27 protein-coding genes and 1 other RNA gene are annotated in these 25,380 nt (G+C 59.9%); 19 read left to right on the plus strand and 9 right to left on the minus strand.

From position 1 onward, the window contains the following. From ffs to H0V78_14480, 9 genes are all read left to right on the plus strand, one after another. Positions 1–85, plus strand: an RNA gene (gene ffs / locus H0V78_14440) — signal recognition particle sRNA small type; the annotation flags it as partial. A gap of 134 nt (positions 86–219) precedes the next feature. Beyond that, positions 220–1,971, plus strand: coding sequence for a DNA polymerase III subunit gamma/tau (gene dnaX / locus H0V78_14445; GenBank protein MBA2352933.1), 1,752 nt, complete (start codon positions 220–222; stop codon positions 1,969–1,971). After that, positions 1,968–2,294, plus strand: coding sequence for a YbaB/EbfC family nucleoid-associated protein (locus H0V78_14450; GenBank protein ID MBA2352934.1), 327 nt, complete (start codon positions 1,968–1,970; stop codon positions 2,292–2,294). Before dnaX ends, H0V78_14450 begins: the two co-directional genes overlap by 4 nt. A gap of 112 nt (positions 2,295–2,406) precedes the next feature. After that, positions 2,407–3,003, plus strand: a complete 597-nt coding sequence (gene recR / locus H0V78_14455) for a recombination protein RecR (protein MBA2352935.1) — start codon at positions 2,407–2,409, stop codon at positions 3,001–3,003. Between the two features lie 40 nt (positions 3,004–3,043). Continuing rightward, entirely contained in the window at positions 3,044–3,967 is a 924-nt protein-coding gene (locus H0V78_14460; protein MBA2352936.1) for a pseudouridine synthase, read from the plus strand. 230 nt (positions 3,968–4,197) lie between these two features. Then, positions 4,198–4,773, plus strand: a complete 576-nt coding sequence (locus H0V78_14465; GenBank protein ID MBA2352937.1) for a methyltransferase domain-containing protein — start codon at positions 4,198–4,200, stop codon at positions 4,771–4,773. Positions 4,774–4,836: 63 nt separating this feature from the next. Further along, positions 4,837–5,775 (plus strand): 4-hydroxy-tetrahydrodipicolinate synthase, encoded by a 939-nt coding sequence (locus H0V78_14470; GenBank protein MBA2352938.1) that lies wholly within the window; start codon positions 4,837–4,839, stop codon positions 5,773–5,775. 48 nt (positions 5,776–5,823) lie between these two features. After that, on the plus strand, positions 5,824–6,963 hold the full coding sequence (gene bamC, locus H0V78_14475) for an outer membrane protein assembly factor BamC (protein MBA2352939.1): 1,140 nt from the start codon (positions 5,824–5,826) through the stop codon (positions 6,961–6,963). A 124-nt stretch (positions 6,964–7,087) separates the two neighbouring features. Next, entirely contained in the window at positions 7,088–7,855 is a 768-nt protein-coding gene (locus tag H0V78_14480) for an MBL fold metallo-hydrolase (protein MBA2352940.1), read from the plus strand. A 386-nt stretch (positions 7,856–8,241) separates the two neighbouring features. Here H0V78_14480 and H0V78_14485 read toward each other — a convergent pair whose 3' ends face one another. From H0V78_14485 to H0V78_14495, 3 genes are all read right to left on the minus strand, one after another. Beyond that, the gene (locus H0V78_14485; GenBank protein MBA2352941.1) at positions 8,242–8,466 is read right to left on the minus strand and encodes a hypothetical protein; all 225 of its coding nucleotides are present in this window, start codon (positions 8,464–8,466) and stop codon (positions 8,242–8,244) included. Positions 8,467–8,690: 224 nt separating this feature from the next. After that, positions 8,691–9,194 (minus strand): hypothetical protein, encoded by a 504-nt coding sequence (locus H0V78_14490; protein MBA2352942.1) that lies wholly within the window; start codon positions 9,192–9,194, stop codon positions 8,691–8,693. A 3-nt stretch (positions 9,195–9,197) separates the two neighbouring features. Further along, positions 9,198–10,328, minus strand: a complete 1,131-nt coding sequence (locus H0V78_14495; protein ID MBA2352943.1) for a cupin domain-containing protein — start codon at positions 10,326–10,328, stop codon at positions 9,198–9,200. Positions 10,329–10,550: 222 nt separating this feature from the next. On the opposite strand from H0V78_14495, the gene H0V78_14500 reads away from it, so the two are divergent. Together H0V78_14500 and H0V78_14505 are read left to right on the plus strand one after the other, a co-directional pair. Then, on the plus strand, positions 10,551–11,030 hold the full coding sequence (locus tag H0V78_14500) for a peroxiredoxin (protein ID MBA2352944.1): 480 nt from the start codon (positions 10,551–10,553) through the stop codon (positions 11,028–11,030). After that, positions 11,020–11,499 (plus strand): peptidylprolyl isomerase, encoded by a 480-nt coding sequence (locus H0V78_14505; protein ID MBA2352945.1) that lies wholly within the window; start codon positions 11,020–11,022, stop codon positions 11,497–11,499. The genes H0V78_14500 and H0V78_14505 overlap by 11 nt, the downstream gene beginning before the upstream one ends. Positions 11,500–11,587: 88 nt before the next feature. On the opposite strand, the gene H0V78_14510 is transcribed toward H0V78_14505, so the two are convergent. Then, positions 11,588–12,370 (minus strand): inositol monophosphatase, encoded by a 783-nt coding sequence (locus tag H0V78_14510; GenBank protein MBA2352946.1) that lies wholly within the window; start codon positions 12,368–12,370, stop codon positions 11,588–11,590. A 70-nt stretch (positions 12,371–12,440) separates the two neighbouring features. Between H0V78_14510 and H0V78_14515 the strand changes: the two genes are divergently transcribed. From H0V78_14515 to iscA, 4 genes are all read left to right on the plus strand, one after another. Further along, a complete protein-coding gene (locus H0V78_14515) occupies positions 12,441–13,187 on the plus strand; it encodes an RNA methyltransferase (protein ID MBA2352947.1) in 747 nt (248 codons plus the stop codon). A gap of 50 nt (positions 13,188–13,237) precedes the next feature. Further along, a complete protein-coding gene (gene cysE, locus H0V78_14520) occupies positions 13,238–13,990 on the plus strand; it encodes a serine O-acetyltransferase (GenBank protein MBA2352948.1) in 753 nt (250 codons plus the stop codon). A gap of 21 nt (positions 13,991–14,011) precedes the next feature. Next, a complete protein-coding gene (locus tag H0V78_14525) occupies positions 14,012–15,151 on the plus strand; it encodes a cysteine desulfurase (GenBank protein ID MBA2352949.1) in 1,140 nt (379 codons plus the stop codon). A gap of 70 nt (positions 15,152–15,221) precedes the next feature. Beyond that, the gene (gene iscA / locus H0V78_14530) at positions 15,222–15,542 is read left to right on the plus strand and encodes an iron-sulfur cluster assembly protein IscA (protein MBA2352950.1); all 321 of its coding nucleotides are present in this window, start codon (positions 15,222–15,224) and stop codon (positions 15,540–15,542) included. A gap of 2 nt (positions 15,543–15,544) precedes the next feature. Here the strand turns inward: iscA and serB are convergent, their stop codons facing one another. The 3 genes from serB to mfd form a co-directional block, all read right to left on the minus strand. After that, positions 15,545–16,375: a phosphoserine phosphatase SerB gene (gene serB, locus H0V78_14535; GenBank protein ID MBA2352951.1), complete on the minus strand. Its 831-nt coding sequence runs from the start codon at positions 16,373–16,375 to the stop codon at positions 15,545–15,547. A 54-nt stretch (positions 16,376–16,429) separates the two neighbouring features. Then, a complete protein-coding gene (locus H0V78_14540; protein ID MBA2352952.1) occupies positions 16,430–16,855 on the minus strand; it encodes a phosphate starvation-inducible protein in 426 nt (141 codons plus the stop codon). A gap of 65 nt (positions 16,856–16,920) precedes the next feature. Further along, on the minus strand, positions 16,921–20,400 hold the full coding sequence (gene mfd / locus H0V78_14545) for a transcription-repair coupling factor (GenBank protein ID MBA2352953.1): 3,480 nt from the start codon (positions 20,398–20,400) through the stop codon (positions 16,921–16,923). 318 nt (positions 20,401–20,718) lie between these two features. Between mfd and H0V78_14550 the strand changes: the two genes are divergently transcribed. Next, positions 20,719–21,249 (plus strand): hypothetical protein, encoded by a 531-nt coding sequence (locus H0V78_14550; GenBank protein ID MBA2352954.1) that lies wholly within the window; start codon positions 20,719–20,721, stop codon positions 21,247–21,249. 48 nt (positions 21,250–21,297) lie between these two features. On the opposite strand, the gene H0V78_14555 is transcribed toward H0V78_14550, so the two are convergent. Further along, entirely contained in the window at positions 21,298–22,593 is a 1,296-nt protein-coding gene (locus tag H0V78_14555) for an HlyC/CorC family transporter (protein ID MBA2352955.1), read from the minus strand. Positions 22,594–22,705: 112 nt separating this feature from the next. Continuing rightward, positions 22,706–23,449, minus strand: a complete 744-nt coding sequence (locus tag H0V78_14560; protein MBA2352956.1) for a TerC family protein — start codon at positions 23,447–23,449, stop codon at positions 22,706–22,708. 111 nt (positions 23,450–23,560) lie between these two features. On the opposite strand from H0V78_14560, the gene H0V78_14565 reads away from it, so the two are divergent. Genes H0V78_14565 through thpR form a run of 3 tightly spaced genes read left to right on the plus strand, consistent with a single transcriptional unit; the run spans position 23,561 to position 25,309 of the window. Beyond that, positions 23,561–24,259 carry a 2-C-methyl-D-erythritol 4-phosphate cytidylyltransferase gene (locus H0V78_14565; GenBank protein MBA2352957.1) on the plus strand — a complete coding sequence of 233 codons (699 nt, stop codon included), beginning with the start codon at positions 23,561–23,563 and terminating at the stop codon, positions 24,257–24,259. A 10-nt stretch (positions 24,260–24,269) separates the two neighbouring features. Beyond that, positions 24,270–24,767: a 2-C-methyl-D-erythritol 2,4-cyclodiphosphate synthase gene (locus H0V78_14570; protein ID MBA2352958.1), complete on the plus strand. Its 498-nt coding sequence runs from the start codon at positions 24,270–24,272 to the stop codon at positions 24,765–24,767. Continuing rightward, entirely contained in the window at positions 24,734–25,309 is a 576-nt protein-coding gene (gene thpR / locus H0V78_14575) for an RNA 2',3'-cyclic phosphodiesterase (GenBank protein MBA2352959.1), read from the plus strand. Before H0V78_14570 ends, thpR begins: the two co-directional genes overlap by 34 nt. The last annotated feature ends 71 nt before the right edge of the window (positions 25,310–25,380 follow it).

Here is a 25,380-nt window from a genome sequence, read left to right on the forward strand (position 1 = left end):
CATCGTGGCATGGCTAACCTGGTCAGGTCGGGAACGAAGCAGCCACGGCTATTAACCATGAGTGCCGCAGATCAGGCTCGCCTCCTTCGATCTATCTTTCAAGTGCGTTTTTACGGCGCCACTTGTCGCTTCATTCCCCTTCTCGCACCGACTTGTTACAATTGCCGCCTTGGCTGCAGGATTCCCCGCTGCGTCCGCTATCTACGGTAAAATCCCAGCATGTCCTATCAAGTACTCGCCCGCAAATACCGCCCCCGTAACTTTGAAACGCTGGTCGGCCAGGAACACGTCGTCCGCGCCCTGTCGCACGCGTTGCAAACCGGTCGCCTGCACCATGCCTATCTGTTTACGGGTACGCGCGGCGTCGGCAAGACCACGCTGTCGCGGATCCTCGCCAAGTCGCTCAACTGCATCGGCCCGGACGGCACCGGCGGCATCACCGCCACGCCCTGCGGCGTGTGCGACGCCTGCACCGCGATCGACGCCGGCCGCTTCGTCGACTATATAGAGATGGACGCGGCGTCGAACCGCGGCGTCGACGAAATGGCCCAGCTGCTCGAGCAGGCGGTGTACTCGCCGTCGAACGCGCGCTTCAAGGTCTACATGATCGACGAGGTGCACATGCTGACCAACCACGCCTTCAACTCGATGCTCAAAACGCTGGAGGAGCCGCCCGAGCACGTCAAGTTCATTCTGGCGACGACCGATCCGCAGAAAATTCCGGTGACAGTGTTGTCGCGCTGCCTGCAGTTCAACCTCAAGCAGATTCCGCCCGCGCAAATCCGCGAACAGATGCAGTTCATACTCGCGCGGGAAGATATCGCAGCCGAAGCGCCGGCGCTGCAACTGATTTCACGCGCGGCCCACGGCAGCATGCGCGATGCCTTGAGCCTACTCGATCAGGCGATCGCGCACGGCGGCGGCCGGGTGAGCGAAGCCGATGTCCGCGCCATGCTGGGCGCGATCGATCGGACGTATCTGTTCGGAATCCTGCAAGCGGTAGCCGCGGGCGATGGTCTGGCGCTGATCGATCATGCCGATCGCATGCAAAGTCGCAGCCTGTCGTTTGACGTCGCTTTGCAGGAGCTCGGCGCGCTGCTGCATCGGATCGCCCTGGCGCAGTCCGTGCCGGCGGCCATTGCCGATGACGATCTGGAGCGCGAGACGATTTTCGCGCTCGCCGCCGCAATAGCCAGCGAGGACGTGCAATTGCTGTATCAGATCGCACTGCAGGGACGCGACGATCTGCCGCTTGCGCCCGACGAGTACGCGGGCTTTACGATGACCTTGCTGCGCATGCTGGCTTTCATGCCGGCTGCTGAGGATCAGGCGCCGGCGCCGCAGCGCACGTCTGCGGAAATGACTGCTGTGCAAACGCCAGCCACAAAACCAGCCGGTGCGCCTGCTTCACCGCCTCCCGTCCGTCAAAGCTCCGAACGAAGCGCCGATAGCGCCGCGCCGCTTGCCGCACCGGAGCCCGCGCCCACCAGGTTCTCAGCGGGAGCGGTGCACGAACCACCCGCCGCGCGCGCCGTAGCGAGCCCGGTTGAGACCGGAGAGCGTAAAAACTTGCAAGCCGGCGACTGGGCGGCGATGATCGCCGGGATGAAATTGAACGGGATGGCGAAAATGCTCGCGCAGAACTGCGAGCTGGTCAGCCACGACGGCGCTAGCATGGAATTTCGCATCGCGCCGGCTAACCGCGGTTACCTCGAGAAGCCCTATCGGGACAAGTTGAAAGCCGCGCTCGAACGCTATTTCGGCAAGACGTTGTGGCTGAATTTTGAGCTCGGAGACAGCGGTCGAATCACGCCTCTGGCAATCGAGAAACAGGAACGGGACGCCGATCAGGCGAGGGCCGAGGCCGCGATCGAAAGCGATCCTTTTGTTCGCGAACTGGTCCAGAATCTGGGCGGCCATGTCGTAAAAGGCAGCATACAACCGTTAAAGAAACGAGGAGACGACGAATGATGAAAGGTGGATTGGGCGGCTTGATGAAGCAGGCGCAGCAGATGCAGGAAAACATGCAAAAAATGCAGGAGCAATTGGCGACCGTCGAGGTCGAAGGCCAAAGCGGCGCCGGCCTTGTGAAGGTGACGATGACCTGCCGCTACGACGTCAAACGGGTCAGCATCGACAACAGCCTGTTGACCGACGACAAGGACATGCTCGAGGATCTGGTCGCGGCAGCAGTCAACGACGCGGTGCGCAAGGTCGAAGCCACGACGCAGGAAAAAATGAGCGGATTCACCGCCGGCATGGGCCTGCCGCCAGGAATGAAGCTGCCGTTTTGACCGCACAATCGACGCTGGCCGGCGCGATCCACACTTCGAAATACCGGTTCGACTATCCCATGCCTTGCAAACAGGCGAGGGAGCGCAGCGGAAGGGGTGGACAATCGCGCTAGTGAATACCCCTTCGAGTCTCGAAGAACTGATCGAATCCTTGCGTTGCCTGCCCGGTGTCGGTCCGAAATCGGCGCAGCGCATGGCTTATCATCTGCTGCAGCGCGACCAGCGCGGTGCGACCCGGCTTGCAGCCGCGCTGAGCCGCTCTGTCGAGCTAATCCAGCATTGTCAGAAGTGCAACAGTTTTACCGAGCATGATGTGTGCGGGTTGTGTCGCTCCGCGAAGCGCGACGCGAGCATGTTATGCGTGGTGGAAACGCCGGCCGACTTGCTGATGATGGAGCAGGCGCAGTGCTATCACGGCCTATATTTCGTATTGATGGGACGCCTTTCGCCGCTCGACGGCATCGGCCCGAAAGACATCCATCTCGATCGGCTGCTGCAGCGCGCGACCGATGGCGTGGTGACGGAGACGATACTGGCGACCAATTTTACGGTCGAGGGGGAGGCGACCAGCCATTATATTGCCGACCTTTTGCGCGCGCGCAGCATCAAAACGACGCGAATCGCGCGCGGATTGCCAGTCGGCGGCGAACTCGAACACGTCGATAGCGGCACACTGGCGCAGGCTGTCATCGAACGCCATACCGTATAGATTCGCGTCTCGCGAGCCGAACCCGATTAGGTTTTCCGCCATGGCGATGACGAAAACGGTTGCCGAATCCCGGAGCCCGCCTACCCAGAAGCTGCACAAGCTGCTTGCGCAGGCTGGTCTCGGATCACGGCGCGAGATGGAGACGCTGATTGCGGCGGGCCGCGTGTCGGTGAACGGAAAACCGGCCGGCGTCGGCGAACGTGTCAGCGGTGAGGACACCGTCCGCGTCGACAAGCGCATCGTCCGGTTCAAATCGGCGCACCGGCTGCCGCGCGTGCTGCTGTATCACAAGCCCGAAAACGAAATCGTCAGCCGCGACGATCCGGAAGGGCGTGCGAGCGTCTTCGACAATCTGCCGCCGATCCGCGGCGCGAAGTGGATCGCGATTGGCCGGCTCGATTACAACAGTTGCGGTTTGCTGATGTTTACGACCAGCGGCGAACTGGCCAACCTGTTCATGCATCCTCGCTTCGAGGTCGAGCGCGAGTATGCGGTTCGCATACTCGGCGAACTGACGCCCGAGCATTTTCGGCAACTGCTCGGCGGCGTGCAGCTCGAAGACGGCGAAGCGAAATTCGCATCGCTGTTCGAGCAGGGCGGCGAGGCGACGAATCGCTGGTATCACGTCGTATTGCAGGAAGGGCGCAAGCGCCTCGTGCGGCGCATGTTCGAAGCGCTCGGCTTTACCGTCAGCCGATTGATGCGGGTGCGCTTCGGGCCGGTGGTGCTGCCGCCGCGTTTGAAACGCTGTGCCTTGCGGGAGCTCGAAACGCAAGAGGTTCAGGAGCTGCTGGTGTGGGCCGGCATGCGTACGACGAATTCGGGAACCAAGTCGAAGGCAGAAGCGCGAACGGAAGCGCGGCCCACCGGGGCCTCGCCGATATTCGCGCCGTCCGGTCGGGAGCAACGGCTGATTGCAAAGCCGACACGCGGCCGTCCGCAAGCAGGGCGGCGTTCGCGTTGAAAGCAGGCTCTGATCAAGTTCTCCATTCATGGTTTCTCTCGCTTTTTTACGGGGAGGAAGATCGAGGGGGTTAGATGATGCCAGGCGCGATGCAGCGTCCCCACCCCAGCCCTCCCCAGCAAGTGGGGAGGAAGCAACCCGAATTCACTTTGTCGCCGGCGCCACTGCCGCTGGATCGCACCTTGAACCATGGGCTCGATGGCTCAAGCGGCTTATGATGGCGTTTTGAAATGGAGAGAGACGCAATGTCGCACGCGCCGCCACACTCTGAAGTAATGCAGCCATCAGCCTGGATATTGCGCTGGGCGCATCTGATCCCGAGCGGCGGCCGCGTGCTCGATCTCGCCACGGGCAGCGGACGAAACGCCCGCCATTTAGCCGGCTTGGGCTACGACGTCGAAGCGGTTGATCGCGATGCCGAAACGCTGGCGCTGCTGCGCGGTATCAGCAACATCAACGCGCGCGTTGCCGATCTTGAACAGGGCGACTGGCCTTATGCGAGCGAGGAATTCGGCGGCATCGTCGTGACCAATTATCTGTATCGCCCGCTGTTTCCGGCGCTGCTTGCCGCTCTCGCGCACAGCGGCATGCTGATTTACGAAACATTTTCGCTCGGCAATGAGAATTTCGGCAAGCCGAGCAATCCGGATTTTTTGCTGCGAACCGGCGAGCTGCTCGAAGTCGTGCGCGGCAAATTGCGCGTTATCGCGTACGAGGATGTGTTTGAAGGCGGCCCCCGGCCGGCCATGATGCAGCGGATATGCGCGGTGCGGCCGGCTGCCGATCCGGTCGATGAGCGGCGTTGACGATTCCGCCATTGGTTGCGTCTGGCATTAATAGTAGACTGAGCCCTTTTTTACGAGCCGCGAATGATTACAGGCAGTCTGGTTGCGATAGTGACCCCGATGCACGAGGGCGGTGCGCTCGATCTCGAACGATTGCGCGGCCTGGTCGATTTTCACGTTGCGCAACAGACCGATGGCATCGTCGTGGTGGGGACGACTGGCGAATCTCCCACCGTGGATTTCGACGAGCATTGTCTGCTCATCAAGGAAGTGGTCGGCCATGCCGCCGGCCGCATCCCGGTCATCGCGGGAACCGGCGCGAATTCGACGTCGGAAGCGATACAGTTGTCGCGCTTTGCCAAAGACGCCGGCGTCGATGCGACGCTGTCGGTCGTGCCGTATTACAACAAGCCGACGCAAGAAGGGCTTTACCGTCACTTCAAGGCAATCGCCGAAGCGGTCGACGTGCCGATGATTCTGTACAACGTGCCGTCTCGCACGATTTGCGATATGCAGAACGAGACCGCGCTGCGCTTGTCTCAGGTTCCGAACATCGTCGGCATCAAGGATGCGACCGGCGATATCGGCCGCGGCGCCGATTTGCTGAGCAAGGCGCCGAAAAATTTCGCGGTTTATGGCGGCGACGACGCCAGCGTCATGAGTTTGATGTTGATGGGAGGCCACGGCGTGATCTCGGTGACCGCCAACGTCGCGCCCCGCTTGATGCACGACATGTGCGTGGCGGCACGCGCGAGGCATGTTGAAAAAGCATGCGCGATCAATAACAAGCTTTTGGGTTTGCACCAGTTTTTGTTTGTCGAGGCGAATCCGATACCCGTAAAATGGGCATTACGACAGATGGGACTGATAGCGGCTGGAATCCGCTTGCCATTGACTCCGTTATCGGCGCCGCATCACGAAATCGTCAGAGAGGCAATGCGCCAAGCCGGGGTTGCGATAACGGAAGCTTCAGTCAGCGCCTCTAATGCAAATCAATTTGAAGGCGAAACCAAGGTACGATAAGAGCACGAAGATGCTCGACGTCATCGAGGAAACCTTGACGAGGAGAATATGAATATCCCTGCACGAAGCGCACTGCCGCTAGTCGTTGTGCTGTTGTCCGCATGCAGCTCGATCCCTTTCCTCGACAACAAAATCGATTACAAATCGGCCGGCAAGCTGCCGCCGCTCGAAGTCCCGCCGGATCTGACCGCGCCCAAGGGCGACGATCGCTTTTCGGTGCCCGACGTCAATCCGCAGGGTACGGCTACTTTCTCGGATTACAGCAAGGAGCGCGCGGCCAAACCCGAAGCCGGTTCGACCGATCTGCTGCCGGTGCGCGACAAGGTGCGCATCGAGCGCGCCGGAACGCAGCGCTGGATCGTTGTCCCGGGCACGCCGGAAGCGTTATGGCCGATCGTCAAGGACTTCTGGAAGGAGCTCGGTTTCGAAGTCAAAACAGAGACGCCGGAGGCCGGCATCATGGAAACCGACTGGGCGGAAAATCGCGCCAACATCCCCGAAACCGGTATCCGCAACTGGATCGGCAAAGTCATAGACAATCTCCATTCGACCTCCGAGCGCGATAAATTTCGCACGCGCATGGAGCGCGGCGCGGAGCCGGGGACGACCGAAATCTATATCAGCCATCGCGGCATGACCGAGGTTTACACGACCACCGTACAGGAGTCGACCGCCTGGCAGCCGCGACCTGCCGACACCGAACTTGAAGCGGAAATGCTGCGTCGCTTGATGGTGCGCTTCGGCGTTGAGGACGAACGCGCAAAAACCCAGGTGGCTGCCATTCAGCAGGAAGACCGCGCGACTTTGTCCAAGGGGCAGGACGGCGTTTCCGGCCTGTCGGTCGCCGATGATTTCGATCGCGCGTGGCGCCGTGTCGGCCTGGCGCTCGACCGCGTTGGCTTCACAGTCGAAGACCGCGATCGTTCGAACGGGCTGTACTTTGTTCGCTACGTCGACCCACAGGAAGACAACCGCACCGCAAAGCCGACAGGCATGCTGTCGAAACTGATGTTCTGGCGCGACGACGACAAGCCGAACAAGAACAACGCCGAACAGTACCGCATCCAGGTTGTCGATGGCGAAGCCGACTCCGGCAGCCGCGTTCAGATACTGACGAAAGACGGCAGCGCGGATCGCTCGAAAACCGCGAACAAAATTCTGAGCCTACTTTACGAACAATTGAAGTAGTGCGGAGCGAACCGGCGCGGGCAGGGAGCTTGCCGCTCACACGAGAGGTGGCGACGCAAGCCCTCATTTCCTATTGCGCCGCTTCCGGCCTCGTCTGCTGCATGTCACTTGTTGGCCCGCGCTGATGCGCTTCGCTTCGCTGGGGAGCGGCAGTCAAGGCAACGCGCTTGTCGTCCAGGCTGGCCGCACCTGTGTTTTGCTCGATTGCGGATTTCGCGTCAAGGAAACATTCGCCAGACTGGCTGCGCTTGGTCTGGCGCCAGACGATCTCGCAGCCATTGTGATCAGCCACGAGCACGACGATCATATCGCCGGCGCTATTCCGTTTGCGCGTAAATACAATCTGCCGCTCTGGCTCACCTATGGCACGATGCGTGCGCTGAACGGCTTCTGCACGAGCCCGCCCCGCCTGTCCGTGATTGAAGGCCACCGCTGTTTCAGTATCGGCGATATTTCTATCGAGCCTTATCCGGTTCCGCATGACGCGCGCGAACCGGCGCAGTTCGTGTTCTCCGATGGCGCGAGAAAGCTTGGTGTCCTGACCGATAGCGGCTGCGCAACACGCCACATCGAAGCTGTTTTACGAAGTTGCGACGCGCTGGTGCTGGAATGCAATCACGATGGCGAGATGCTGCGCAATGGAATCTACCCGCCGCGGCTGAAGGCGAGAATATCCGGTCGCCTCGGTCATCTCGACAACGCCGATGCGGCGAGCCTGTTGAGCGCGCTCGATTGCACGCGTTTACAGCACGTCGTGGCGGCACATGTCAGCCAGCAGAACAACACGCCGCAACTCGCTCGCGCCGCCCTCGGCGCCGTCTTGAATTGCGCCGATGAGTGGGTTACGGTCGCGGATCAGGTTTCAGGTTTTTCCTGGCTCCAAATTACCTAAGGAGCCTCTGATTAACCTATCCACCGCCGCTTTGCGACGAGAAGGCGGCAGATGCAAGGCGCGGGACGAAGGGCAGTGGTTGCTCCCACGACCGAGTCCCGCAACGCCGCAGATGGCGGCCTTCTCGTCGCAACCCGCATGGGCCGGCACTTATCCGGGCGCCTCGCTTTGTCGCGGGTCGCTTGTGTGGAATGACCACACAGCGCTCCCCGCTTCGCGCGATGCATCCCGGAGAGCGCCGGCGCGGGGGTGGATAAATTAAGTAGAGGTTCCTAAACCTGTCGCCGGCCGGTTGCGCTGCGACGCATCTCCGCACAACACTTCTCCGCAAAACCGAAAAGCCAGCGCTTGCCGGCTTTTCGGTTTGCTTGCGACTGCTACCGCGCCTACTTTGGCGCGTCTTCCTTTTTCATCTCGCCAGCCGGAGGCGTGCTGCCAGCGGGTATGTCCATGGCGCCGCCGGCGGGAGGCGTCATCGGGGCGGTGCCAGGAGCCGGGGCGGCCGGCGTAGGCGTCGCTGCCGGCGCATTGACGGTAGCGGTTTCGTCTTTCTTCGAACACGCGGTTATAGTGATTGCGAGGATGGCGATAGCGATAAGAGAGCGATTCATTTTATTTCCTTATGGGGATTGATAGGGGCAAAACGAACTACGCACGAACTACGGCAGGACTACAAACTAAATGCTGTTAGCAGAATAAACGGCAAAAAGCGGCTATCGCGGTTCAGCAATTGAACGGGATGGAACGACGCTGCACCACCGAGCAGGCCGCTTCACCTCAATGCGCAAGCGCGATACCAGAGTTTTCCAGATTTAACGTATTTTGTCACTTCTTGTCAGAGACCGAGCGTCGAGGCTGTAGCGGCAGGAATGGATGCTTGCCAGATGTCCTCAAAGCGCTGCACCAGGATGCGCGCATCGGCGATATGATCGAACGCAAGTTCGCCGCGCAAGCTGTCGTAGTGAAAACGGTGCGCGAAATGGTTCTCGTCGGCCACTGCGAACGGGTCGTACAGATGTTTTGCCTCACTGCTTGTTTCATGAATGAATACGCGGTCGTTGAATTCCCGCAGCAGCATCATCAGTCTGGGACAGCGGCTTGTTACCGGCTGCGCATCGTGCAAAACCAGATACAGTTGATTTGCAGAGTTTGCACGCAAAAACGCCCGCAATAGTTCATAGCGCTTGACGCTGTTGTAGCCCACGCTCGGGCTTCGATCGAAAATGCGCACAGCGCGCCGGGCGGCTGAAATCACGGCGTCGATAGCGTTTTCGTACGCCGAAAGGGTGTCGATCCGCTGTCGGCCGCCGAACGCAGGATTATTCGTCGTTTGATTCATCCGTCATATCCTCCCCGCGTGAATATAGCCTGCCCGGTACCATTGGTAAAGCAGTGCCTCGCCATCCCTCTCAAGAATCAGGGGAGGCGCAAGCTCGCGGCGATCGGCGAGTTGCCTGAGCGCCGCAAAGCCAAAACCCGGCTTGCCGCGTTCGCCGTTGATGTACAGGGCATCGGCATCGAACAGCATGCGGGTTTTCAGATCGAGATGGATGCCGTGCTGGCGAATCGCCGCCGCCCAGCGTTTTGATGGCATCGGCCGCAGCGGCGCTTCGAAAAAGACATCGTTGCCGGGTTCGGTCAGAAACTGGCCGATAAATGCGAGGATGTCGTCGCTGCCCCACGAAATCGTTTCCAGCATCGCGCTGATCCTGCGCTGCATGTCGCGGCTGATGAGGGCTGGATGCCGCTGCGGCTTCAGGTCGGCATCCTGATACATGCCCGCGAACTCGAGCCGGTCGCGCAGAAAATCCAGGAAACCAACGCCGATTTCGGCGGCGCTCGGCGCATAAAAGCCGATCGAATACGTGATGCATTCATCGACGGCAATGCCGTCGTGGGCGTAATGCGGCGGCAGATACAGCATATCGCCGCAGTCGAGCAGCGATTCTTGCTCGCTGCGAAAGTTTTTTAGAATCTTGAGCGGCAGCTCGTTTCGCAACGACAGATCCTGCTGCGCGCTGATGCGCCAGCGCCGCATTCCGGGCCCTTGCAGCAAAAACACGTCGTAGGAATCGAAATGCGGCCCGACGCCGCCGCCATCGCTGGCGTAGCTTGCCATCACGTCGTCGAGTCGCGCGGTCGGCAGAAAGCCGAATTCGAGGCGCAAGCTGCTGGCTTGCGGCAGAACGCGGTCCAGGCCATTGATGAGCAGTGTCCAGCCGCCCGGCGGAAGCCTCCGGAAATCGCGTTTGTCGAATGGCCCGCGCCGCAACTGCCAGCGCCCGCGCTCGCGTAGCACAAGGCGCGATTCGAGGTCATCGCGCGCGGAAAGCTCCATCAATACATGGCGGTCGATGCCCTTCAGCCTTTCGGCTAAATCGGGTATGGCGTGGCGCACGAGCAGAGGTTTTTTTTGCCAATGCTCGCGCAGAAATTTCCGCGTCGAAAGTTTTCCGAGTAGCGTATCCTTCATCGATGGAATTTACGTTCGATGGTTAAAATGATGCGGCAACAAAAGCCTCGCGCCGGATTAAAATCGGTTAGAATTTCCGCGAAACTTGGCGAAACTTCTTTTGCGTTGCAAGTCGAAAAATCAGATCCCCGTTTTCATCGCAGGCATTAGGCTTTTCATGTCTCTCATAGGCGTTTCGCTGGTTCCTGGTATGTCTCGTTGCGAGGTTTAGGCGGAGTATTTATGCTGCAAGCAGGACAGCGTGCGCCCGAGGTCGATTTGCCGAACGCCGATATGCAAATGGTCAGCCTGGCGAGCTTCAAAGGTAAACGTAACGTCGTGCTGTATTTCTATCCGAAAGACGATACGCCCGGTTGTACGATCCAGGCTATCGATTTCAGCGATCACGAAAGCGACTTTGCCGATTTCGATACGGTCGTGCTCGGCGTTTCCATGGACGATTGCTTGAGCCACGGCTCTTTCTCCGACAAGCATGGTTTGAGCGTGCAATTGCTCGCTGACGCGGACGGCGAAATCTGCAGGCAGTTTGACGTATTGCATACCAAGGAAGCCGAGGGCAGGAAAAAAGTCTGCATCATGCGATCGACCTTCATCATCGATAAACACGGCGTGCTGCGCCATGCGCTGTACGGCGTCAGCGCCCGCGGGCACGCGGCTGAGATGCTGAGGCTGGTCAAAAAATTGAATAGTCATGGAAATTAAAAAAGATACGGTTGTTTCGCTGGCGTACGAGATCTCGAACCTGGAAGGCGAAGTCGTCGAAAAAACCGAAAAGCCGATCAGCTATCTGCATGGCGGCTACGACGGGATTTTTCCGTTGGTCGAGGAAGCGCTGCACGGCCAGAAGTCCGGCTACGCGTGTCAGCTCAAGCTCGAGCCGGATGACGCATTCGGCGAGTACGACAGCGATCTCGTGCGGGTCGAGCCGCGCGCTCTTTTCCCGGATGATATCCAGATCGGCATGCAGTTTGAAGGCGGTGCGGAAGACTCGGACGACATGAGCCTGTATACGATCACCGATATTGCTGATGGCAAGGTCGTCGTCGATGGCAATCATCCGTTCGCCGGGCAGGTGCTCGTGTTTTCGTGCACGGTAGAAGACGTACGCCCTGCGACGCGTGAAGAACTGGCGCATGGCCACGTGCATGGCGGAGACGGACATGACCATTGAAGCGGGAGCCAGGAAGGAAGCAGGAGCCAGGAAGCAGGGGGGGCCGGATTCAGAGTACAGGATCGGAACCCTGACCTCTGAATGGCCGCTAGTCGATATGCGGCTCGATAATCCGCAGTAACTGGGCAAAAATCTTCGGAGTGCCGGCGATCAGATTGCCGCTCGCCATATAGCCCTCATCGCCTCTCAAGTCGCCGACCAACCCTCCAGCCTCGGTAATCAGCAATGCGCCGGCGGCCATGTCCCACGGCGCCAGGTCGAATTCCCAGAATCCGTCGAGACGGCCCGCGGCGACATAAGCCAGATCCAGCGCAGCCGAACCAGGACGCCGCATCCCCGCTGTTTTACCAAGCAGTTCGCGAAAGATGGCAAGGTAGCGATCGACCCGCGTAAGCTCCCGAAACGGAAAACCCGTGCCGATCAGGCTTTCCTGCAGCCTGATGCGTTTGCTGACGCGAAGACGCTGGTCGTTGAGATAAGCGCCGGCGCCGCGGCTGGCCGTAAACAGATCGTTGCGGCCCGGATCGAACACGACCGCGTGCGTGAGCACACCCTGGTGAGCGAGTGCGATCGACACCGCATATTGCGGAAAGCCGTGCAGGAAATTGGTTGTGCCGTCGAGGGGATCGATGATCCACTGGTATTCCGAGTCGCCGGCCGCGCCGCTCTCTTCTGCTAGAATCGAATGCTTCGGGTAAGCCCGCAGCAGCATGTCGATGATGGCGCTTTCCGCTTCACGATCGACCTCCGAAACGAAATCGTTTGCCGCTTTGTGTTCGACAGTCAGGATGTCGAGATTGCGCGACGCACGGTTGATGATGCCGCCGGCGCGGCGCGCGGCTTTGACAGCCGTATTGAGCATGGGATGCATTGCAGGATCTGTCGTGCTGATGCCGGGGGGGCGTTGATACAGGTGAAAAAACGCGGATCGCCATTCTAATATGAATGGCGCCGATCTGCTCGACCGCGTCCGTGTGGTGTTATCGCATACCACGCATCCTGGCAACATCGGCGCGACCGCGCGCGCCATGAAAACCATGGGCGTGAGCCGGCTCTATCTGATCAATCCGAAAATTTTTCCGGCCGAGGAAGCCAATGCGCGCGCCGCTGGCGCTGAAGACCTGCTGTGCGCCGCGACGGTATGCGCCAGCCTCGATCAAGCGCTGGCCGGGACCGTCGTCGCGGTGGCCTGCAGCGGCCGCCATCGCGATCTGAGCCATCCGCAACTGACGCCGCCCGAAGCTGCTGCAACACTGATCGATTACGCGCATGATGGCGAGGTCGCTCTCGTATTCGGCACCGAGATATCGGGCCTGACGACAGCGGAGGTGATGAAATGCCGATGGTTGTCGCGGATTCCGGCCAACCCGGCGTACTCATCGCTAAATCTCGCCGCCGCCGTGCAGGTGATGGCGTATGAGATGCGGAACGCGGCTTTCGCGAAAGCAGAATCAGGACGGGCGTCACCGGCCGCACTGTCTGCCGGGTTGCGCAGCGGCGAGCCGGCGAGCTTCGACGAAATCGAAATGTTTTATCGACAGCTGGAACAAAAAATGATCGTGATCGGCTTTCTAGACCCCGCCAACCCGAAGCGGCTGATGCAGCGCATGCGCCGGCTGTTTGCGCGCAGCGGTCTGGAGAAGGAAGAAGTCAACATCCTGCGCGGCATATTGAGCGCGATCAAGTAGTCAACTACCATGTTGCTCCGAATTTTTTACTCAAGCGGATAGCGCAACCAATGCTTGAAAGAATCAAGGAGGAAATCGCCGTCGTGTTCGACCGCGACCCCGCAGCGCGCTCGACGCTCGAAGTCATCACGTGCTATCCGGGCTTTCACGCGCTGCTCGTGCACCGCGTATCGAGCCGCCTTTGGCTCTGGAATTTCAAGTTGCTTGCGCGCTTCGTCTCGCATATCGGCCGCGCCCTGACAGGCATCGAAATCCATCCGGGGGCGCGTATCGGCCGGCGTTTTTTCATCGACCACGGTATGGGCGTGGTCATAGGCGAGACTGCAGAGATCGGCGACGACTGCACGCTTTATCACGGCGTAACGCTTGGCGGCACATCGTGGAACAGTGGCAAGCGCCATCCAACGCTCGGCCGCGGCGTCGTCATCGGCGCCGGCGCCAAGGTGCTGGGTCCGATTTTGATTGGCGAAGGCGCCCGTATCGGGTCGAACGCGGTGGTGGTAAAACCGGTTCCGGCGCGCGCGACAGCAGTCGGCATACCGGCGCGTATCATCGATGACGAGCAGGATGCGATGCGCGCCAAATCCGCCGAGAATATGGGATTCTCGGCCTATGCGATCAGCAAGGACGTGAACGATCCGCTGGCCAAGGCGATTCACGGCCTGCTCGATCACAGCGTCAGCACCGACGCCCGCCTCGAACGCATTCTGGCGCAGCTCGAACGTTTAGGCGTGACTGTGGAAGACGATCGCGCCGTAGCCGACAAATTCGATCCGAACTATCTGAACAAGATTGTGGACTGAGACAACTCTGAATCGAATGCCATGATCTATCTCGACTACAACGCGACGACGCCGCTGGATCCGAAAGTATTCGAGGCGATGACGCCGTATCTGCGCGAGCAGTATGGCAACGCTTCGAGCCGGCATGGCCTCGGCACGGCCGCTCGCGCGGCGGTGAATCGGGCGCGCGAGCAAGTGGCGGCGGCGGTCAACGCGCAGCCGGCGCAGGTTGTGTTCACGAGCGGCGGCACCGAGGCGAACAATCTGTTCATCAAGGGCGCGGCAGGCTATCTTAAGCCGTCGCAGATCGTGATCAGCCCGGTCGAGCATCCAAGCGTTGCGCGCCCTGCGCACGAGTTGGCGCGCGCCGGCTGGAAGCCGCGCGTGCTCAAGGTCGATGACGCTGGAAAAATAGATGAAGCCGACGTTACGCGCGCGCTGCAGGAGCCGACCGGGCTGATGTCGGCCATGCTCGTAAATAATGAAACCGGTGGGGTGCAAGACGTCGCTGCGATTGCCGAGCAGGCGCGCGCCCAGCGGGCCTGGATACATACCGACGCAGTGCAGGCCTTCGGCAAAATGGCGGTCGATTTCGGCGACCTAAACGTGCATGCGATGACGATATCGTCGCACAAGATTTACGGGCCGAAAGGCGCGGCCGCGCTGGTCCTCGACAAGCGCATCGAACTGCAGGCGATCATCGTTGGCGGCGGGCACGAACGCGGATTGCGTTCGGGAACCGAAAATGTGCCCGCGATCGTCGGCTTCGGCGCGGCCTGCGAATTGGCGGTCGATCGCCTCACCCCTCTTGGGGTCAGGCTGGTCGCATTGCGCGAACGCCTCGAACGCCGCTTGCGCGGGCTGGAAGCGATGATTTTTGGCGCGGGCGCGGAACGCATTCCGAACACCAGTTATTTCGCGTTTCCGGGCATCGACGGTGAAACACTGGTCGTGGAACTCGATCGAGCGGGCTTCGCGGTCGCCAGCGGCTCTGCCTGTTCGAGCACCAGCACCGAGCCGAGCCCGACGCTGCTCGCGATGGGCGTAGACCCCGCGCTGGCGCGCTGCGCGGTGCGCGTCAGTCTGGGCCGCGGCAACAACGCCAATCAGGTCGACCATTTTCTGAAAGCCCTGGAGGCGATCGTCAGGCAGATGAAACGCATGTCGTCGCTCGCGGTCTGATGCGGCAGGAAACACGATTCCACGCAAGCACGAACCCATTTATGAATTATCAACGATAGAGGTTGCAGCAATGATTACACTCACCGAAAACGCGGCACGGCACGTGCGAAACCAGCTATCGAAGCGTGGCAAGGGCGTCGGTCTGCGTCTGGCCGTGCGCACAGTCGGTTGTTCAGGGCTGGCGTATCAGGTCGATTTTGCCGACGTACCGGGGGTTGGCGACGTGCGGTTCGAAAACCACGGCGTTACTGTATTCGTCGATCCGAAAAGCTTCGACGTTCTCGATGGCATGGAACTCGATTACGCGCGCGAGGGCTTGAAGGAAGGTTTCAAGTTCAACAATCCGAACGTCAAAGCCGCGTGCGGATGCGGCGAAAGTTTCAGCGTTTAGGTTCAGTCAAACAAGTTCAGCACGCCGTCCAGCCCGGACTGGTTCAACGCATAGGTCGCGCGCTCGCGAACGACGGGTTTCGCGTGATAAGCGATGCTGATCCCCGCTTCGCCGAGCATCGGTATGTCGTTCGCGCCGTCACCGATCGCCATGATTCGATCGCGCGTCAGTCCGAGATCGTTTCGTGCGCGTATCAACGCGGCAGCTTTACCGTTCGCGCCCAGAATCTGACCGAGTAATTTCCCGGTCAGTTTGCCATTGCGGATTTCAAGCTGATTCGACGCGGTGAAATCGATGCCCAGCCGCATCTTCAGGCGTTCCGTAAAGAATGTGAAGCCGCCCGACACGAGCAGCGTCTTGATCCCGGCGCGCCGCATTGCCGCAAGCATCTGTTCCGCGCCCGGGCTCAAGCTCAGCCGCTCGTCATAGACGCGCTGTAATGCGCCTTCTTCCAAACCCCGCAGCAAGGCAACGCGCCGAGCCAGGCTTTCGGCGAAATCGACTTCGCCACGCATCGCCGCTGCGGTAATCGCGGCAACCTGCGGCTTCAGGCCATTTAAATCCGCAATCTCGTCTATGCACTCGATCGTGATCAGCGTCGAATCCATATCCATCGCCAGCAAGCCGATGTCAGCCAGGCGCGGATTTCCGCTAACGAACGAGAAGTCGAGTTGCGCACGTGCGCAATAATCGGCGACGCCCGTTTCGCGCACTGCCCCGCGCAATCTGAAAGCTGAACCGGAAAGCCGTTCTATACTCGACGCGCCGCTAAGTTTCGCGACCGCTTTCGCATCAGCGAAAGTAATCGCAGGCGCTTGTATGACGAGGTCCATCGGCATGCTGAAAATGAAACACCCCTCGACGAGGGGTGTTTCGCGTGGCGTTGTTTAATTGGACAAGCAGGTTTTCATGAAAGCCTTGCGCTCTTCGCCAGCAAGTTTTTTCTTCGCGGCATCGGCGTTGCAAGTTTTCATTTTGCTCTGCTGCGCCGTCATCTTGTTGTCGTCCGCAGCCTCGGCTTTGGCCGACAAACATTCCTTCATGAAAGCCTTGCGCTCATCGCCGGCCAAGTTTTTTTCCTTGGCGTCGGCGTTGCAAGTCTTCATCTTGCTCTGCTGATCAGTCGTCTTTGCATCGGCTTTGGCGTCGCTTTTGGCGGCCAGACAGGTTTTCATGAAAGCCTTGCGCTCATCGCCTTTCATATCTGCCGCCTGCTCGTTGCAGGCCTTCATTTTCGTTTGTTGCGGCGTTTGAGCGTAGGCGCACGGCAGCGCAAAAATGGACAGCGCCAGAAAAAGCGCGGATTTGGTCATCTCTTTCTCCTCTGGAGGGCGGGTGGAATGTCAGTTTAGCAGAGCAGTCGCCGGATACGCGACAGTCATTCGGTGGCCGCGGTGCTTTTCGGTGAAAGTGCGCGCAGCAAATCGCGGATGGCGGCGATGCGTTCGTTGACTTCGGGCAGCGACGCTTGCATCCTCAACCGGTCGGGCCCGCCGAAACTAAGATCTCGTCTGCGCTGCACGAGTTCGAGGACCCGCGCCGGATCGATCGGCGGGTTCGGAATGAATTGCAACCGCATGGAGTCCGACGCCGCATCGATGCGTGCGATGCCGAGCGGTTTGGCGAGAATGCGCAGTTTGTGGGTTTCGAGCAGGCATTTGGCTGGTTCGGGTAAAAGGCCGAAGCGGTCGATCAGTTCTTCGTGCACTGTTTCAAGTTGCGCCAGCGTTGCGCAATTGGCGAGTCGCTTGTACAGCACCAGGCGCTCGTGCACATCGTTGCAATAATCGGGCGGCAGCAACACCGGCGCATGCAGATTGATCTCGGTGGTGACCCCAAGCGGCGCCGACAGGTCGGGCTCGAGGCCAAGTTTCAGCGATTTGACCGCGCTGTTCAACATTTCGGCGTACAGATTGAAGCCGATTTCATGCATCTCGCCGCTTTGCGATTCGCCGAGGACCTCGCCGGCCCCGCGGATTTCAAGGTCGTGCATTGCGAGATAAAAGCCGGCGCCGAGCTCTTCCATCGCCTGAATCGCCTCGAGTCGTTTGCGCGCTTGCGCGGTGATCTGCTGTTCATCGGGCGTCAGCAAATATGCGTAGGCCTGGTGATGCGAACGGCCAACGCGGCCGCGCAACTGGTGCAATTGCGCGAGCCCGAATTTGTCGGCGCGGTGCATGATAATCGTGTTCGCGGTCGGAATATCGATACCGGTTTCGATGATGGTGGTGCACAACAGTACGTTGAAACGCTGCTGATAAAAATCGCGCATAACGAGCTCGAGTTCGCGCTCACGCATCTGGCCGTGCGCGACGCGAATGCGCGCTTCCGGCAGCAGTCTGGTCAAGCGCGCTTCAACGTTGTTGATGGTGTCGATCTCGTTGTGCAAATAATAAATCTGACCGCCACGCTTCAACTCGCGCAGGGCCGCTTCGCGCACCAAGCCATCGCTGTAGTTGGCGACGAACGTTTTGATCGCAAGCCGGCGCTGCGGCGCAGTCGCTATAACCGAAAAATCGCGCAGACCCTCGAGCGCCATGGCGAGTGTGCGCGGAATCGGCGTCGCCGTCAGGGTCAATACGTCGACCTCAGCGCGCAACGCTTTCAACTGTTCTTTCTGGCGCACGCCGAAGCGGTGTTCCTCATCGATGATGACTAGGCCGAGGCGTGCGAACTTGACGTTTTTCTGGATCAGCTTGTGCGTGCCGATCGCAATATCGATCTTTCCGTCAGCCAGACCCATAAGCGCTGCCGTTTGTTCCTTCACCGAGCGAAAGCGGGATAACTCGACAATCCGGACCGGCCATTCGCTGAAGCGGTCGGAAAAATTCTGGAAATGCTGTTCGGCAAGCAGCGTCGTCGGCACCAGCACCGCGACCTGTTTGCCATCCATCATCGCGATGAACGCCGCGCGCAAAGCGACCTCGGTCTTGCCGAAGCCGACATCGCCGCAGATCAACCGATCCATCGGTTTGCCGGCGCGCAGGTCGTCGATCACGGCCTGGATTGCAGCTGCCTGATCGGGCGTTTCCTCGAACGGGAAGGCTTCGGTAAACGCATCGTAATTGTGCTGATTGACGGTGAATGCATGACCTACGCGCGCAGCGCGCTGCGCATACAGGTTCAACAGCTCGGCGGCGGTGTCGCGGATTTGTGCCGCGGCGCGGCGTTTCGCCTTGTCCCAGTGTCCGCTGCCGAGCCGATGCAGGGGCGCAGCCTCAGCCGGACCGCCGCTGTATCGGCTGATCAAATGGAGTTGCGCAACCGGCACGTAGAGCTTGTCGTTGCTTTCGTACTGCAGCGACAGGAACTCGGTCTCGCCTTCGCCGAGATTCATATTGGTCAAGCCGAGATAGCGGCCGATGCCGTGCTGTTCGTGTACGACCGGATCGCCGATTTTGACCTCGAACAAATCGCGCAACACGTTTTCGGTCGACACCCGGCGGACGCCGTCGCGAGCGCTTCGGGTGCGCGCCTGCCTTGCGTAAAGCTCGGTTTCGGTAATGAACGCCAAGCCGGCTTTCGGCAATGCAAAGCCATTTGCCAAAGGCGCTGCCGCAATCATCAAGCGCGCTTCGCTGCGCATGAATTCGTTATAGTCGGCAACGATTACCGGCTGCACGCCGTAGCTTCGCAGATAGTCGCTGAGCGTTTCGCGCCGACCCGCGCTTTCGGCAACCAGCAGCGCGCGGCCCTTGAATCCTGCGAGATAGGCCTTCAGATTGGCCAGAGGATCATCGGCGCGTCGCTCGACGGTCAATGTCGGCAATGCGGACGTCGCGTTCACCGAAGGACCGCTGGCCGCCGGCCTGGCCCCTTCCTCCGCCACTACGGAAGTATCAGCGTCGGCGGAGAATTCGATTCGCGCAAACGGTTTGATCGCGCTGAAGAATGCGTCGGTGGTCAGAAAAAGCTCGGTCGGCTGCAGGAGCGGACGGTCGCGATCGCCGCGCAGCAGTTCGTAACGCGAGCCCGTCTCCTTCCAGAAGTGCTCGGCTGCGCCCATCAGATCGCGGTGCAAGCATAACGTCGCATTGGCCGGCAGGTAATCGGTGACGCGATCGGTCTGCTCGAAAAACAGCGGCAAATAATATTCGATGCCGGGCGGCGCGAGGCCTTGGCTAACGTCCTTGTACATGCGGCTTTTCGACGGATCGCCTTCGAACTTCTCGCGGAAATTCAGCCGGAAACGCGTTTGCCCCGCATTGTCGAGCGGAAATTCGCGCGCCGGCAGCAGCCGGATTTCGTTGACGTTGTAGATGCTGCGCTGGGTATCGACGTCGAAAGTGCGTAGGGTTTCAATTTCGTCGTCGAGCAGATCGATGCGATACGGCAATGCGCTGCCCATCGGAAACAGATCGATGAGACCGCCGCGGATGCTGTACTCGCCGGGCGAAACAACTTGCGTCACATGATTGTAGCCGGCAAGCGTCAACTGTTCGCGCAGTTTTTCAGGGGCCAGTTGCTCGCCGCGTTTCAGAAAGAAAGTGTAGGCCGCGAGGTATTCGCGCGGTGGCAGCCGGTAAAGCGCAGTCGTCAGCGGCACGATCAGCGCGTCGCATTCGCGTTGCATGATCTGATAGAGCGTCGCCAGCCGTTCGGAGACGAGATCCTGATGCGGCGAAAAACTGTCGTATGGCAGCGTTTCCCAGTCGGGCAGCAGATGTATTCGCAGTTTCGGCGCGAAAAACGGAATCTCGTCGAACAGGCGCTGGCCGTGCGCGGCGGTTTCGGTAATGACGACGAGCGGGGCGGATTGGTGCGCAAGTTCGGCGAGCGCGAGCGCGTCGCTGGAACCTGTGAAGCCAGAGTGGCGGCGGCGCGAGCCGGGAGGCGGAACGGGGAGCCGGAACAGCATCGGACGAGCTGAAAAGGCGATCATTATATTCCGCTCGCGCGCTCCGAGTCACGATCGTCCAGGGCGCAGGCGGGCAGGTCGATAAGGCGCGGCCCCGGCTAACGAGCGGCCGACTTTATCGCCGAGTATCAGTCATTCCGCAATCGAACCTCACCCCCGTGCGGTGGCCGGTTGCCGGCCAGGCGAGGGGGAAGGAACACAATCGAACAGGTCCGAGTGGTGCAGAATCCTGTCCGCTCCACGATACAGGAGATGGAACGGCTTTTGCGGTTGTCCTTGCTCCGAAGATCATCCCGAACAACAAGAGGGAGCAAACCAATGAATTACTGGGAGCTGTTTATTGCCGGTACCGTCGTCGGGTACAGCGTGGCGTTGTTGTTGCAATTGCAGCATAGACGGCGTCATCGTAACGAGGAAAGACAAGTACGACGCGTCATCTCGGCTTATTTCAAAACACAGGGGCTGCAGGCGAATGTATCTTGCGTGCACAGCGCGCGCGGATTTTTTACCCTGGTCGAATGCGATGCGTCGCGCAAAGCGCGATTCTCCGGGATACGTGAAGTTGCCCTCCTCGAGCACGTGAAGAAGGTCATCGACAAGGATTTGAATGGCGTGCATTGGCGCTTCCGTCTCAGTCCCGCGGCGGCAGCGGCAGCCGATGATTCGGTGGACGGCGAGATCCAGAACTACCCGGATGGGGCGGCGCCACCTAGACAAAAAGACGAGAACTTTGATGTCAACGTTATTTCCTGGGATAACTACGAGAGCGTGTTGCGCACCGGAGCCGACGCGCAAATGGAAGCGGGAGTTGACGCGAGGCACGCGCTTTCGTTCCGCATGTCTACGTAGCGGGCGGCGCGGCGGGCCCGCGCCGAGCAAGCAGTTCGGGGAATACGGCTAGAGTCCGACAGTTTTCAGGCTCGCGACCAGTACCTGATCGACGCGGTTCTTGTCCATATCGACGACTTCGAAACGCCATCCACTCCAATCCGTGTAGTCGGCCTTTTTCGGCACGCGGCCGAGCCGCATCATCACAAACCCGCCAACTGTGTGATAGTTGCCGGATTCCTCATACGGTAGTTTGTCGAGATCGAACAGTTCTTTGAGTTTCTCGATCGACAGCATACCGTCGAGCAGCCATGAGCCATCTTCGCGCTGAACGGCCAGCGATTCCTCCGGCAAGTCACCGGAAGGAATATCGCCGATGATCGCTTCCATCACGTCGTTCAAGGTCACGAGCCCCTGCAAGTCGCCGTACTCGTCGACGATCAGCGCGATGTGGGTGCGCGTTTTCTTGAACATCTCGAGCAACTCCATCGCCGAAACCGAATCGGGCACATAAAGTGGCGGGCGCAGCGCGGCCGCCAGGTCCAGCGGTTTTCCAGCCAAGCTCGCGGCCAGCAGATCTTTGGAATGGACCACGCCAAGCACAGTATCCACGCCGCCCTTGCATACTGGAAAGCGTGAATGGACGCTGCCGATGATGTTCTCGCTAATGCGATCGACGGAGTCCTCCAGATCGAGAAAAACGACGTCGAGTCGTGGCACCATGATCGCGCCGACTCTTAGCTCATCGAGACGAAAGATATTGCGCACCAAATCCTGCTCGGCGCGCTCGAACACACCTGCTTCGGCGCCTTGTTCGATCAACACATGAATCTCTTCCTGCGTGACCGGCGGTTCCGTCGATGCCTTCGCGCCAATCACGCGAAGCACAAGCGAGGTCGATACGCTCAAAAAACTGACCAGCGGCGATGCGATTTTCGACAACATACGCATCGGCCGCGCAACCAGCGACGCGATCAACTCCGGATTCAACAACGCCAGTCGTTTGGGCGCGAGCTCGCCGAGAATCAGAGAAAAATAGGTGATGACCGCCACGACGATGGTCAAAGCTATCGCCTCACTGTGCTCGGCGAGGGCCGGAACGCGCGCGACATACACGGCGAGCTGTTGCGAAAACAAGGCGCCGCCAAACGCGCCACTCAGAATGCCGATCAGCGTGATGCCGATCTGTACCGTCGACAGGAAATTGCCGGGCTCATTGGCCAGATCGAGCGCAACCTTGGCGCGCGCGCGGCCTTCGTCGGCCAACTGCTGGAGGCGCGCTTTGCGCGCCGACACGATTGCCATTTCGGACATCGCGAAGACACCGTTCAGCGCGATCAGGGCGAGCACTATGACGATTTCCATGAAGTTTCCTGGTTATCACAAAGGCTATGCGGTTGCGCACAACGCCGTGCAAAAGCCTGTCGCCAGTATTTTGGATAGAGGTCTGATGACGCTGCGATCTGCGCGAATGCAGTCAGGGCGGGGTTGGGGTGCGCAACTTGACGGGCGACTTGCTCTTGCGGCGGGCCAATAGATTCAGAACTTCGACCAGAACCGAAAACGCCATCGCGCCGTACAGATAGCCTTTGGGAATGTGGAAGCCCAGCCCATCGGCGATCAGCGACATGCCGATCAGCAGCAGGAAGCTCAACGCCAGCATTTTTACCGTCGGGTGGCGTTCGACGAACTCCGCCAGAGGGGCGGACGCGACCAGCATGATGACCATCGCCAGCACTACCGCCGTGATCATGATCCACAATTCGTCGACCATGCCGACCGCGGTGATAACGGAATCCAGCGAGAACACGATGTCGATAATGCCGATCTGGAGTACCACCGCGGCGAAACCGGCGGTGGCGCGGGTCGCGTCATGCTCGGCCTCATCGCCTTCGAGGCTTCCATGAATTTCGTGCGTCGATTTGGCCAGAAGAAACAAGCCGCCCGCGATCAGGATCACATCGCGCCAGGAAATTCCCCTGCCCATGACGCTGAATATCGGCTCGGTGAGGCCGATAACCCAGGTCAGTGTGAACAGCAGCAGCAATCGTGTAGCGAGGGCGACCCCCAAACCCATTTGGCGTGCGCGGGCGCGCTGCGCTTCGGGCAAACGATTGGCGAGGATCGCTATGAAAACGAGATTGTCGACGCCGAGCACGATTTCCAGCGTGGTCAACGTAGCCAGACTGATCCAGACAGCGGGGTCGGAAAGCCATTCCATGCGTTGCCGGGGAGGAAGTTGAGGGAAGCGATTATTCTACGCGACCATATCGCTTCGACAAAACAGCGACTTGCCTTGCCTGACACGGAACAATGACAGGATAATAACCGCATGCCTGATTACTTTGCCCTGATTCCCGCTGCCGGTTCGAGCACGCGTATGGCCGCCGCTATGCCAAAGCAATATTTGCCGCTACTCGGAAAACCGATGCTGTATCACTCGATCTCACGCCTCTGCCAGCATCCGGCGATTCACCGTTGCTATGTCGTGCTCGCACCCGAAGATGAATTATTCGGAAGGTATGATTGGAGTGAGTTCGCCGACAAACTGGCGCCGTTGTATTGTGGAGCAGAAACGCGTGCCGGCAGTGTGCTGAATGGTTTGACCGCCGCGCAGCACGAGATCGGCGACAGCGATTGGATTCTGGTGCACGATGGCGCACGTCCGTGTCTTGGCAAAGATCAGCTCGACAAGTTGATAAACGAGCTCGCCGCCGACAAGGTTGGCGGTCTGCTCGCGATGCCGGTTTCCGATACCGTCAAACGCGCCGACACCGAGGCGCGAGTATTGCAGACGGAGCGCCGCGAAAGCCTGTGGCTCGCGCAGACGCCGCAAATGTTCCGCTACAAGATGCTGCTCGAAGCGCTGCAATCCGTGAACGCAACCGTCGCGACCGACGAAGCGCGCGCCATCGAAAGTCTGGGCTTCAACCCCAAGTTGGTGGTAGGCGAAAGTCTGAACCTCAAAGTCACCTATGCGCAGGACCTCGCGCTGGCCGAGCTGATTTTGCGCGCACGCGAATCGCAATGAAGATACTGACGTGAGAGTCGGGCAGGGCTTCGATGTCCACCAATTGGTCGAGGGCCGCAAGCTGATGATTGGCGGCGTCGACATTCCTTATGCGAAGGGTCTGAAAGGCCATTCCGATGCCGATGTCCTGATACACGCGATCTGCGATGCGCTGATCGGTGCGGCCGCGCTCGGAGATATCGGCATGCACTTTCCGGATACCGACCCGCGCTTTCGCGACGTAGACAGCCGCAAGCTGCTGCGCGACGTCGCGGCGCTGCTGGCGCGTGAGGGGTGGCGCGCAATCAACATCGATTCCAGCGTGATCGCCGAGGCGCCGCGGCTGGCGCCTTATATTCCCGCGATGCGCGAGAATATCGCCGCCGATCTTGGCCTTGCGATCGGTGACGTAAATGTCAAGGCGCGGACCAGCGAAAAGCTCGGCTACATCGGCCGCGGCGAGGGCATCGTCGTGCACGCGATCGCCTGCATAAAATGTCTGAGATCGGGCGACCGGACGACGAGCTGACGCCCGTCTCCCGTGCCCCTGGCGCTGTCAAGCGCGTGTTCTTCGCGCTTTGGCCGAATCGAGCGATGCGCATAGCACTCGCGGATATTTCCAGGCAAGCCCATACGCATTTCGGCGGACGTCCGACGCACGCGGAATCGCTGCACATGACGTTGGCATTTCTCGGCGCAGTCCCGGAAAAACGCATCGATGAACTGCGCGCAACGGCGGCTGAAGTCCGTTTTGCGCGCTTCGTGCTTGACCTCGACAGCATCGGTTGCTGGCGCCACAACCACATTGCCTGGATCGCGCCGCGCACCGCTCCACCTGAACTGAGCGATCTGGTCGCGCAGTTGGAAGCGCGGCTTGCGAGCAGCGGATTTTCTTTCGACCTGCGCCTTTTCGCGCCGCATGTGACGCTGGCCAGAAAAGCGGATTGCAAACCCGGATTATCGAACTTTGCTGCGCCTGGCTGGCAAGTTGACGAATTCGTGCTCGTGGAATCAGCTGCGGAGCACTTAGGCGGCACGTATCGGATCATTGGGCGCTGGCGCTGCGGTTGAGCGGCGCGAAAGGCAGCCCGAAGCGCTCCCCGCAAGCGGCCGTCTTCACCGCTAACGCGTCCGCGCGCGGA

The sequence above is a fragment of the Burkholderiales bacterium genome, from assembly GCA_013695435.1.
Classification (GTDB): Bacteria; Pseudomonadota; Gammaproteobacteria; order Burkholderiales; family JACMKV01; genus JACMKV01.